The sequence below is a fragment of the Fibrobacter sp. UWB10 genome (genome assembly GCF_900182935.1).
Classification (GTDB): Bacteria; Fibrobacterota; Fibrobacteria; order Fibrobacterales; family Fibrobacteraceae; genus Fibrobacter; species Fibrobacter succinogenes_O.
The window spans coordinates 690,151-702,100 of record NZ_FXUE01000001.1 but is presented as its reverse complement, the minus strand read 5'-3'; the positions used below and the strand labels follow the sequence as shown (position 1 = coordinate 702,100).

At 50.1% G+C, this 11,950-nt stretch carries 12 protein-coding genes; 11 read left to right on the top strand and 1 reads right to left on the bottom strand.

All coding sequences use genetic code 11. The features are described 5' to 3' along the window. Positions 1-79: 79 nt before the first annotated feature. The 9 genes from QOL41_RS02945 (at position 80) to QOL41_RS02905 (ending at position 10,496) form a co-directional block, all read left to right on the top strand. Positions 80-3,028, top strand: a complete 2,949-nt coding sequence (locus tag QOL41_RS02945) for a glycoside hydrolase family 44 protein (RefSeq protein WP_283428589.1) — start codon at positions 80-82, stop codon at positions 3,026-3,028. 148 nt (positions 3,029-3,176) lie between these two features. Further along, the gene (locus QOL41_RS02940) at positions 3,177-5,162 is read left to right on the top strand and encodes a glycoside hydrolase family 9 protein (RefSeq protein WP_283428588.1); all 1,986 of its coding nucleotides are present in this window, start codon (positions 3,177-3,179) and stop codon (positions 5,160-5,162) included. 80 nt (positions 5,163-5,242) lie between these two features. After that, complete coding sequence (rseP, locus tag QOL41_RS02935) at positions 5,243-6,622, top strand: RIP metalloprotease RseP (RefSeq protein ID WP_283428587.1); 1,380 nt, start codon at positions 5,243-5,245, stop codon at positions 6,620-6,622. A gap of 42 nt (positions 6,623-6,664) precedes the next feature. Next, a complete protein-coding gene (locus QOL41_RS02930) occupies positions 6,665-7,192 on the top strand; it encodes a flavodoxin domain-containing protein (protein ID WP_283428586.1) in 528 nt (175 codons plus the stop codon). Positions 7,193-7,222: 30 nt separating this feature from the next. Further along, a complete protein-coding gene (locus QOL41_RS02925) occupies positions 7,223-7,732 on the top strand; it encodes an HXXEE domain-containing protein (protein WP_283428585.1) in 510 nt (169 codons plus the stop codon). Positions 7,733-7,785: 53 nt separating this feature from the next. Further along, positions 7,786-8,481: a flavodoxin family protein gene (locus QOL41_RS02920; RefSeq protein ID WP_283428584.1), complete on the top strand. Its 696-nt coding sequence runs from the start codon at positions 7,786-7,788 to the stop codon at positions 8,479-8,481. Then, positions 8,465-9,007: a hypothetical protein gene (locus QOL41_RS02915; RefSeq protein WP_283428583.1), complete on the top strand. Its 543-nt coding sequence runs from the start codon at positions 8,465-8,467 to the stop codon at positions 9,005-9,007. Before QOL41_RS02920 ends, QOL41_RS02915 begins: the two co-directional genes overlap by 17 nt. Positions 9,008-9,095: 88 nt before the next feature. Then, positions 9,096-9,818 carry a hypothetical protein gene (locus QOL41_RS02910; RefSeq protein ID WP_283428582.1) on the top strand — a complete coding sequence of 241 codons (723 nt, stop codon included), beginning with the start codon at positions 9,096-9,098 and terminating at the stop codon, positions 9,816-9,818. Between the two features lie 90 nt (positions 9,819-9,908). After that, complete coding sequence (locus tag QOL41_RS02905) at positions 9,909-10,496, top strand: zinc ribbon domain-containing protein (protein ID WP_283428581.1); 588 nt, start codon at positions 9,909-9,911, stop codon at positions 10,494-10,496. Positions 10,497-10,511: 15 nt separating this feature from the next. Here the strand turns inward: QOL41_RS02905 and QOL41_RS02900 are convergent, their stop codons facing one another. Continuing rightward, complete coding sequence (locus QOL41_RS02900) at positions 10,512-10,757, bottom strand: TIGR03905 family TSCPD domain-containing protein (RefSeq protein WP_283428580.1); 246 nt, start codon at positions 10,755-10,757, stop codon at positions 10,512-10,514. A 110-nt stretch (positions 10,758-10,867) separates the two neighbouring features. On the opposite strand from QOL41_RS02900, the gene QOL41_RS02895 reads away from it, so the two are divergent. Together QOL41_RS02895 and QOL41_RS02890 are read left to right on the top strand one after the other, a co-directional pair. Further along, positions 10,868-11,377, top strand: coding sequence for a hypothetical protein (locus QOL41_RS02895; protein ID WP_283428579.1), 510 nt, complete (start codon positions 10,868-10,870; stop codon positions 11,375-11,377). Positions 11,378-11,470: 93 nt separating this feature from the next. Further along, entirely contained in the window at positions 11,471-11,950 is a 480-nt protein-coding gene (locus tag QOL41_RS02890) for a methyltransferase family protein (RefSeq protein WP_283428578.1), read from the top strand.

Here is an 11,950-nt window from a genome sequence, read left to right as displayed (position 1 = left end):
CCTGACTTGTTCAGGGGCATTTCCTTTTTCTTCCTACTTCCTACTTCTAACTTCCTACTATATTTGTTTTGAGGTTTTTATGAAAAATCGTTTTGCTATTGCAGCCTTGGCGGGGCTTTCTCTGGGTTCCGCCGCCTTTGCCGCCCAGAATGTCATCAAGGTCGATGACTTGCACCCGGGTATTGTTATTAACAAGGACAACATGATGTCTGCGGACCTTGCTATTTGGAATCCGCCCAGCCGCTATTATGACATGACTTCTGCTTTGGTCGATGGCGGTTACACGCTGTTCCGTTTCCCGAATGGCAGCCTTTCGAATGATTACCACTGGAATGGTATCGGTAGCTACGATAGCACTGGCCTTTGGACTGCCGACGAAAATAAGTGGGCGCGTGGTTTCTTGGGCGAAACGATTTACCGCGGTACTACCAAGGACAACTACGGATTTGTTCGCCGCAGCCACTTGGCCGACGGCAATATGGAAACCATGTGGTGGGGTGAAATCTTGGACCCCGTGGACCCGCCTTGGGTCGTGGTGGAATTCCCCGAAAAGATCAATGTTGATTCCTTGCAAATCGATTGGGGAACTCTGCGTCCGAAATCTTTTGAAATAGCCTACTGGACTGAAGACTATGCTGAATATCCGGGTGTGCACCAGGCTCTTGAAAATAAGCTGAAAACCGAGAAGATCGTCAAGGTGAGTGGGGCGACGACAAAGTACAAGTCTAAGTTCCGCACCCGCTACGTGGCGATCCGCTTCAAGGCTTCCGATTTGCCGGCGAAGGGCGTGCAGATTCGCGAGATGAAACTTTACAGCGGCGAAACCGACTTGCTCGGCGGTAACAACTACAAGTTCTACGCTATGTCGACCCGCAATGGCGACAAGGCTCGTACCGATTGGACCGACATCAAGTGGGATTTTGAAGAATTCATGAAGTTCATCAAGACGCTCCCGAATGCAAAGGCCGTGATTTGCGTGAATGCAGGCACGGGTACTGCAAAGGAAGCGGCTGCTTGGGTGCGCTACGCCAACAAGGTCAAGGGTTACAATATCAAACAGTGGGAAATTGGTAACGAACTCGATGGCGAATGGGAAGAATCCGGCCCGATTTCGGCAAGGCATTACGCCGCCCGCTTCTTGGAATACGCCCGCGCCATGAAGGCGGTGGATTCTACCATCATTCTGCACGGACCGCTCCTGAGTACGCATAAGATGATGCAGAAGGGCGCCGGCATTCTGGATGGCAAGTACTGGATGGAAGAATTCTTGCGCATCGTGGGCGAGGCTGAAAAGAAAGATGGCAAGCGTTACCTCGATGTGGTTGACTTGCACAATTATCCGTACTGGACTCCGAACGAACCGAAGCCCGCTGAAATGCTCAAGGCCATGCTCGACGTGGGCCCGAATATGGATACGCTGAATGTGTGGATGAAACGCCACCTCGAAGGCGAACGCCGCGTGTTCCTCTCTGAATTTAGCACTTGCGTGCAGGGCTTTAGCCTGCTGATGGATTACCCGCAGGCCGCCGCCGTGGCAAGCATTTTCGCTCAGCATGCTATGCGCTTTGGTAACCGTTTGCAGGTGCTCCCGTGGGATGCCTTTGGCAACGTGTTTAAGGGCCCCGATGACACTTGGGGCACGATCAGTATGACTGCTCTTGCAAAAGAAGGTTCCTGGAATCATTGGAAGTCTCTGGAACCGACGGCGGAATACTACGGCCTTTATATGACTTTCAAGGATTTCTTGGAAGACGGTTATGCCGTGCTTCCGGTAGAGGCAACTTCGCCGGATGTGGAAGCTTATGCAATCGGCAAGGGTGATTCTGCTCGAGTGATGATTGTGAACTTGTCGGAGGCCCCGCAGGTGGTGCAGATTGATCGCGCAAGCGTCAAGGGTAATTCTAAAGAAGTCGGTAAGGGCGATTTGGTACGCACGCAGGTCGAAATCTTTGGCGAAGATCAGTTTAAGTGGGTGGGCACTTCGCAGAATGCTTTCCCGTATCCGAAAATGGGCCCGAGCGGTCGCCGCATTAACCCGAGCAAGAACAAAGACATTACGGTGCCGCCGTTTGGTCTCGCTGTCGTGCAAATCAACCCGAAGGTGGTGGGCTTGAGCGAAGCGACTAAGGACAAGGCTGCAAAGCCTGTGATTCTTGCGGCAGCGCTCGAAAAGAAGGTGCTCATGGCGGGCGATACCATTGACTTGTTCGTGACGGCAACCCAGCCGAATGGCCAGCTGACAAACGGTTCCGTGAATATCGGCAACTGGGGCAAGCGCGGTCTGTTGATGCAGTCGGTGACTCCCGATGACGGCAAGTGGAATGCTTCTATTGAAAGTTTCCATGTGCAGATTCCGATTCCCGATGACATGTACCCTGCAGCACGCACGATCCATGTAGTGGTTCAGGGCCTTGGCGGTAAAGTGACGGTGCTTGAAATTCCGTTCCGCATTCGTGGCGCCTACCGTACCACGCATGTGATGCAGAATTTTGATAACGGCCTCGATGCCGTCGATTGGTTCCCGGTGGCAAATGGCGACAACGCTACGACCATTGGCGCGAAGGTCTTTAACGGAGCTCCTCCGCATGGTGGCTTTATCCGTCACGATTTTATGATTGAACAGCCGCCTACGCAGGGTTGGCCGAACTTTGCTGGCGCCTACTACGTGATTCCCGAAGAAGTCCACAACTCCGTGGGTATCGTGTTTGACTACGCCACGAACCACAGCAATCCCGATGGCTATTTTGAAGTGCAAATCGCAAGCAACCAGGTCCAGGATTACGATGAATTCATGGTGCGCCTCAAGAATACTCGCGGCTCCTGGATGCGCGATACGCTCATATGGGAAAACATGAAGCAGGAAGGTTGGGGCAAGACTATCCCGCAGCTCGACCCGAAGCAAATCAAGAACTTCTCTTGGCGCGCTCGCCACAGCGGCACGGGTTACATTAGCCTCGACAACATTTACCTGTTGCAGGAAGACGGTACCGAAGTCCCGATGCCCCGCGGCCTCCGCCGGTTGAGATAATTGAATCCTCGGGTTGGGAATACCGCTCGATACAATTGATACATTGTTGCCTGTAAACGCGCTTTTGTAGGACCGTTTGCAGGCTTTTTTCTTTATATTACTCTCGCACGCGCGTTGGTGACGCGTTTTCTCGAAAGAGAGGGATGTTGTGGAATACAAATTTTTTGCTTTAGTCGCAGTTTCTGCGTCTGTTTTGGCGTCTTCGGCCTTTGCCGCTAACGCTTACATTAACCAGGTGGGTTTCCGCCCTTCCGATCCCAAGGAATTTTCGCTTGTCGGAGCCTCTGGCAATGTTGAAATCCAGGATGCCTCTGGCAAGACTGTGCTTACGGTAACGCCTGGCGCCGCCTCGTTCTGGGATGCAAGCGGCCAGAATGTACAGCTGGTCGATATTTCCAAATTGACCGCCGAGGGCAAGTACAGCATTAAGGTGGGCGGCCAGACACTTCGCCAAGATTTGGTGGTCAAGAACAATACCTTTGCCGACGTTTACAAGGCTGCTATCAAGTGGTTCTATTACCAGCGCGCCTCTATGGCTCTCGAAAGTGCATACGCGGGCAAGTGGGCTCGTGCTGCAGGCCATACGAATGCGACTGTCGAACTTCATAATTCTACGGGCGCTTCGGGCACTATCAATTCGAGCAAGGGCTGGTACGATGCCGGCGACTACGGACGCTATATCGTGAATTCGGGCATTACCACCTACACGCTCCTTTCTCTTTACGAACATTTCCCGGAATTTTTCAAGACGGCCAAGTGGAATATTCCTGCCGATGGAACTTTGCCGGATTTGCTCGCCGAAATCAAGTACAATTTGGACTGGATGCTTACTATGCAGGCCAATGACGGTAGCGTTTATCACAAGCTTACCTCTCTTGCTTTCCCGGGCGATGTGATGCCTGCGCAAGACAATGCAAAACTTTATGTTATCGGTAAGAGTGCCGAAGCCGCACTTGACTTTGCCGGTGTGATGGCAGTTGCTGCGCGCGTGTACAAACCGTTTGATTCCAATTACGCCGCCAAGTGCCTTGATGCAGCCAAGAAGGCTTATAGCTGGGGCTCTTCGAATATGAGCTACCACTTTACCGCAAACCCCTCCGATGTGGCGACGGGTGCGTACGAAGGCAACAACGCGGCCGACGAAAAACTTTTTGCCGGCACGGAACTTGCCATTACCACGGGCGATAATTCTTACAAGCAGAATGGTTCTTCGGAATATGTGTCGTACTGGGGCGACCTTTCGGGCGTTGCCACTTATGGCAAGGCGACGCATGCATCTGTGTTTGGCGATGCAAACGAAGCCAAACAGAAAATCTTGGGCACTGCAGATGGTTTCGTGAACCGTACCAAGTCGGGCTTTGGCGTGGTGATGGCGAAAGATGACTTTGTGTGGGGCTCCAACGCCGTGGCCTCCAATCAGGGCGTATGGCTTTTGCATGCCTATTACCTCACCGGCGACGAAAAGTATTATACCGCAGCACTCAAGGTGCTTGACTACTTGCTCGGCAAAAACCCACTCGATATGTCGTTTGTAACGGGTTACGGCACCAAGTCTCCGAAATTGCCTCATCACCGCCCGAGTACTTCGGATAACATAGAAGATCCGATTCCGGGTATGCTTGTGGGTGGCCCGCAGCCCGGTGGCGAAGACGTTGGCTCTGCTGCCGAATGGAAGTGCAGCGATTACAGAACGGGCAATGCGGCGACCGCTTATACCGACCAACGTTGTAGCTACGCAACGAACGAAGTGGCTATCAACTGGAACGCTCCTTTTGCTTACCTCGCTGGTGCCCTTGAAGCTCTGAACGCTGGTTACGCCCCCTCGTTTGCGGCAAATGGCGTTGCCAGAAAGTCTACTGTTGTCTCGTCGAGTTCTTCGATTGCATCGTCTAGTTCTCAGGTGGTTTCAAGCTCTTCTGTCGCTCCGGCATCCAGCTCTTCGCAGTCGCTCGCTTCGAGTTCTTCGCAGTGGAATCCGTGGGTCTCTAGCAGTTCTGCGACCACGGCAATTCACGAAACTTTGCCCGCCCGCATGCAGAACAATGCTGCCCCGCGCATTCGCCAGAATGGTCATAAGCTCTATGTCGAAAAGAACGGCAAACGCTTCGACCTTCTTGGCAACAGCGTCCGTTAATCGGCGTTTTTGTAACACTCGTACTCCTAAATGCCATGCAGACCTTGGTCTGCATTGGCATTTTTCTATATTGAGCGACAATGGAATCGATTTTCAGTAATGTCTTGATGTTTGTACTCGGCCTGTTGGGCTTGAGTTTCTTGGTGACCATTCACGAACTGGGCCACTTCTTGGTGGCTAAATGGAATAACGTCAAGGTCAATACATTCAGTATCGGTTTTGGCAAAAAATTGATTCGCTACCGTCACGGCGAAACGGAGTACTGCATTTCGGCAATTCCGTTCGGTGGTTACGTGGCCATGGCGGGCGAAAATCCGGACACGCTCAAAGAAGGCCAAGTCCCAGGTGAACGTGATTTTGTGGCAAAGTCGGTGGGCGCTCGCGCAGCCATTGCTTTTGCGGGCCCGTTCATCAATATTGTATTTGCCTTTATCCTGTTGATGATTCTTTATATGGTGGGCGTCGAAGAACCGGCAACGAACGACTTGATCGTGGGCTTTGTTGCCAAAGATTCTCCGGCCGTAACCGCTGGCATTCAGCCGGGCGACACCATCACCGAAATCAACGGCAAACCCACTCAGGGGTGGGATGATTTCCGCGAACAGATTGGCGTGAGCCTCGGTGCAAGCGTGCCGCTTACAGTACACCGCGGCGGCGAACCGTTAACGATTACAGTTGTCCCCGAAGAACTCATTATTCCGGCACAAGATTCTACCGGCTCCGAAATTGCAATGGGTATCGGTGATATCGGTATTTACCCGCGCAACCGCGTGATTGTGCGCTTGCCGCCGATGGCGGGCTCTGCAGCCGAAAAGGCGGGCCTTGCCGTGGGCGATACCATCTTTGAAATTAACGGCGAACATATTTCCCGCTACGAAGAAGTTGTGCGCATTATCGACGGTAGCAAGGGTGAACCCGTGAACATTACCGTTATCCGTAACGGCGATACACTCACTAATTCGCTCACGCCTGTTTACAACGAAGATTACAAGCGTTATATGGTCGGCATCCAGATGGGCTACGTGCTCTTCCGCGAAACCAAGATTGTGCGCCGCGGCCCTGTCGAAGCCTTTACGAAAACTTGTGCGACCAGCTGGAAAATGACCACGAGCATCTTCCGCTATTTCAAGCGCATGTTCCAAGGCCATGTCAAGGTTGATGCCTTCTCGGGCCCGGTCTCGATTGTCGCCGTCATGGGTAACGTGTGGATGAGCGGTTTCCAGGATTTTTTAATGTTGCTCGCCCTCATCAGCATTAACTTGGGCGTTATGAACTTGCTTCCGCTCGCGATTACGGACGGTGGCCTGCTCATGTTCCTCGGCATTGAAAAGCTGCGTGGCAAACCGCTTTCAACCAAGACGCAGACGGTCATTCAGAATGTGGCTGCCGCGTTCTTCATCAGCTTCTTCGTGTTTATCACGATTCTTGATTTTAGCAAGCTCTCGCTCTTTTTGAAGTGACACGAATGTGTCATCCTGAGCGAAGTCGAAGGATCAAATTCTATGGACGTAAACTCTATCATCATCTACGGAAGCTGCTACGGCTCGACAAAGCGCTACGCTGAACGCCTCGCTGAAATTACGGGGATTCAGGCTGTATTCTTCAAGGATGTGAAGTGCGTTGCGGACTATGATCGCATTGTCTATTTAGGTGCCCTCTGCGCGGGCGGTGTCATGGGCCTTAAGAAAACTGTCGCCCATTTGTCTACAAGTCAAGAGTTGATTGTCGCGACAGTTGGCCTCGCAGACCCTACCGATATCGGAAACATCAACCACATCAGGGGCGGCCTCAAAAAACAAGTCCCTGCATCGCATTACGACGAAGGCAAAATCTTCCACCTTCGCGGTGCAATCGATTACAGTAAACTCGGCCTGAAACATCGAATCATGATGAAACTCTTGTATTCGAAGGTCGTGAAAATCCCCGAAGCAGAGCGCGACGCCGAAGTCCGTGCCCTCATTGCCACGTACGGCAAACAAGTCGATTTTGTGAATTTCGATACCCTAGAACCGATTGTGAAGGTGCTGTAAAATAAACCATAAAGAAACAATTGTTTCAATATGATTGTGGATTTATTTTGGATTATATCGTTCCCTCTTGCGTTCGTTATTCACGATGGCGAAGAGATTATCGTTCAGCACAAATGGATGCTGACACATAAAGATTTTTTAATCCAAAAGTATCCGAGAGCAAAGCGAATTGTCACTCACTTGTCCTGTCTTTCAACAAAAGCTTTCGCAATGGCTGTACTGGAGGAATTAATTCTTTTGCTTTTTACGGCTGCGTACATTCTTATCGGTGGCGTGTACGCAATGGAATTATGGATTGCCTTGTTTATGGCGTTCTCGGTACACTTCGTCATTCATATTGTGCAGGGTGTTTTGGTAAGGGGTTATGTTCCTGGGCTAGTGACTTCTATTTTGATGCTGCCTTATGCGTACTTCGGGATAAGTCGAATTTGCGAAGATGTTAGTGGTGTTAAGCTGATTCAATTGAGTGTGTTGGGCGTCGTCGCAATGATGATAAACCTGAGATTCGCACATTGGATTGGAAAGAAATTTTCGCACTAGAAGTGACACTTTTTAAACCTTTGGGTGTTATATTGCGAAAAGGAGTGTGAAAAGTGACTTTAGTGTTGAATACATTGGAAATGGGCGATTGCTCGGAACAGATAAAAGCGCTACTTGCAGGCAAAGACGAAAATATTGAAATCGTTAACACATCCGACATGAAAGTTGTACATTGCATGGGCTGCAATATGTGTTGGCTCAAGACTCCGGGCGTTTGCGCTATCAGGGATGACTACGAAATCATTCTCAAAAAATTGGTCGCTGCCGAAAACTTCTGGATAGTGACAGATACAAAATTTGGATTTGTCGACTACCGCGGCAAGCGAGTCTTGGACCGTGTTGTGCCCATGCTGAATATGTATATCGAATTTCGCGATGGTTGGGAACGCCATCAACTGCGCTACCATCCTCTGAATTTCGGCGTCATTTACAAAGGTGATGGTAATCAGGAATTACTTGAAGAATGGAGTATGCGAGTCGCGAGAAATTTGGCAGGGCGTTCGCTCGGCGTCATCGCGCTAGACAAAAACAAGGTTCACGAAAGTGCTGCTTCGGAAACTGTCACGGCTCCGGTCGAAAATTCTGCTATGGAAGCCGCTGCTCCCGTGAAGCATGTTCTGATTCTCAATGGAAGTCCGCGCGTCAAAAAGAACAGTAACACGAATAAGATTATCGATGCCTTTGGCGAAGGGCTGCGACAGGCGGGAGGGAACTTGCTACGATGTTTACTCCTTGTCAAACCGTTCTGAATGGGACGCTGCCCGCGAAGCGTTTATGACAAGCGACAATATCATTATTGCCATGCCGCTCTTTGTAGAATGCTTGCCGAGCCTATTGCTCGAATTTTTGAACACGCTCCCTACAGAACGAAAACAGTCCGCACAAATCTCGTTCATCCTTCACGGCGGATTTGACGAAGGCCATCAGCTGCGCCTCGGCGAAAAGTTCTTGCAGTTGCTCCCGGCACAGTTCGGCTGCTCTTGTGGCGGCGTTCTAGTGAAAGGCGGCAGTTTCTTGCTCCGCAACCGCGAAAACAGCTACATTAAAAAGATGACCGACAAGATGCTCGCCTCTTACATGACCATGGGGCTGTCTTTTGCGCAAAACGGCAATTTTATGACGCCCGAAGCAAAGAAATTCACAGGTCCCGAAAAGAATCCCTGGATTGGCCTGCTACTATTTAACCTCATTTTCAAGCGCATCGTCAAAAAGAACTTTGAGCGAATCGCACAGGAATGGGGCTGCACAGAACCGCTAGACAGTAAGCCGTATTAAAGCAATAAAAAGATTACGACTCATAGTAAAAAAATATATATTAGGAGCATGCCCATTAAGGAGGAAGGGGGACATGAAGAAGAAAATATTGACGGCAATCGGGGCTTTATTCAGCCTTGCAATTCTCTTTTCGGCTTGCTCTGACGACAACTCCAGCGCTCCTTCGGTTGCCTTTCCCACTTCAAGTGAAGGCTCTGAGCCCACGTCAAGCGCCGTTCCTGCGTCAAGTGAAGATGCTAATCCGCAGTCAAGTGAATTTCTGGAATCATCTTCGTCGAAAGTCTTCTTGCCTTCAAGTAGTTCCTGGTATGATGGCAACGACTATAATCCCGGAGCCTGTTGTCCGGATACGATCTACATAGAAGACGGCAAGGAGAGAGTTCATAAGTCCGCGGAAGGCGTGTGCCCTCCGCCAAGCATCATCACCATCACCTGCGTGCCGCCCGTTCGAGTCAACAGGGATTCTATCAAAGCGGCCGAGGCAAATCAGAAGGTCTCGTCCATTCGGACTGAAGAATGTCTGTCGTTACTAGATTTACTGAAAATGGGTTTTTCGGATGGTGTTAAAAATGCCAAGCTGATGGATTATGGTGGCAAAATTCTCACGATTGAATTCTGGAAAATTGATTATTGTTCCATTGATGCCGATTTGTCGTATGAATTTTCTGGTGACACGTTGTCAGCGACTCTTGCCGAAGTTCGTTCGGCGGAGGAATGCGACTGTTTTAGCCTGCACCAAATCGATATTCCAGACACATTACGAAATTTCACGTATTTCAAATTTGAAGACCAAGTTTTCGGCCTTCAGTAAGGTTAATTGACGAAAATAGTGCAAAAAGGCCTTGACAAAGTTTCTTAAATAGTGTACATTTGTGCATGTGCAACTAATAAAGGAGAACTTATGGAAATGAAATTTTGTCAAAGTTGCGGAATGCCGCTCACACCGGAAATCTTGGGCACAAACGCCGACGGCAGCAAGAACGAAGAATACTGCATCTACTGCTACAAGGATGGCGCATTCACCGGCGACTTCAACATGGAACAGATGGTCGAATTCTGCTCGCAGTTCGTCGAAGAATTCAACAAGAATACGGGCAAGAACCTCTCCCGCGAAGAGTACAAGGTGGAACTCCGCAAGTATTTCCCGACACTCAAACGCTGGAAATCAAGCGACGCCGAACTCCCGCACGCCAATTCGCCGATCAAGCAAAAGCTGATTGAAGAAGTCAACGCGCTGGGCATCAAGGACATGCCGAAAATCGACAACCTCTTTGTTCTGCAGGGCTCGTTCATCAATCAGGAATACAAAATTAACGGCAACAGCGTCAAGCTATTGGACGATAACGCAAGCTACTGGGGCAATCAAGTCGAAAAGAAAGGTGCCGAAGGCCGCTGCTACGGAATCGCCTGCGACGAACGCTATATTCTCGTGAGCGAATACGGCAAGAACGGTGCTGATGCCGAAATCGTCGTATTCAAGAAACGATAACGGATAAGAATTGTATTAAGCTTCTTTCCCAAGAACAGCGCGGGCGAGCTGGTCTGCGCACGATGTGGGCTTCCCGTTGCAGGTGTTGCCCAGAAGCTTCGCCGCGATATCTTCAGCTCTCATGCCTTCGCAGAGTTTGGCAATCGCTTTCAGGTTGCCGTTGCATCCGCCCGTAAAGCGGATGTTTCTGATTTTGTCTCCGTCGCGTGTGAACTGAATCGTTGTTGCGCAAACGCCTTTGGTCTTGAAAGTCTCTTCCATAAGTGTCTCTAGGTTGAATGCTGTCTGCTATAAATATACATTGTTGACGGATTCTTGGATAGATTTTATTTTGATCGTGGTTATTTTGTAGAAAAATAGGAGGAACTCTTATGAAAAAATGGATTAGAAATTTTGCTTGTGCGGTCTCGGTAATGGGTTGCGCTTTTGTTCTTGGCTGTGATGACGATTCTTCTTCCGTATCGCCGCGACCGGATGATGTTCCTTTGTCTTCCACCATCGATGATGGAAATTCTTCGGCGGTAAATCCGGAATCGTCTGATGCGCTTTCATCGGAGGTTGCTGAAAGTTCGTCGAGTGCCGCAGCCCCGTCAAAGTTCTGCCATTTTGCCATGACGACAAAAACGGGTTACTACCCGATGGCCGTGACGACGGGCGTGACCTCTATCTGCCTGCCTCTTGCCAGTTGCGATACTACATTAATAAACTTGGGCTTTGCAAAATGCTACGAAGAACAGGCGACCGTTGAAGGCTGCTTTACGGATGTCAAGATAACCGAAGTGGAAGAATGCGCCGAACAGGATAAGACCTGCGTAACGCCTAATGGCACTGCCTATATCTATGGGCGATTCAACATGAACTGTAGCAGTATCGTGCGCTAGATTCCCGATAAAGGCATAGATTATTCCGATAGAAAAACGCTGGTAATCGCCGGCGTTTTTTAAATTATGTTATATCAAAAAAGGAGGATGAATATGAAACGTGTAAGAGATTTCTTTGGTTACTTGCTGGGCGGCGTTCTTTTTGTCGCCCTAATTCCGACAATTATGTGGCTTGCATCCGGTATGCCCGCGCTTTGGCCGGTTGATACATGGCGTTATATTGTGGCTCCCATCGTGATGCTTGCAGGCCTTGTGCTGAGCGTCTGGACTATCGTCTACATGCGCAATCGTGGCAAAGGAAACCCGATGGATGCTTTCGGCCATGAGGTTGCCCCGCGTACGCAGCATCTGATGATTGAAGGTCCGTACAAGATTAACCGCAACCCGATGCTTACAGGAACCCTCGTTTATCTCGTGGGTGTCGCCGTGTGGTTGTGGACATGGCAATCGTGCGTCGTGTTTGTCGCCTTCTTTGCCATCATGATGGTGCAGGTGCTAAGCGAAGAAAAACGCCTCCGCCGCGACTTCGGCGAAGAATACGAAGAGTATTGCAAGCACTCACGAAGGTTCTAA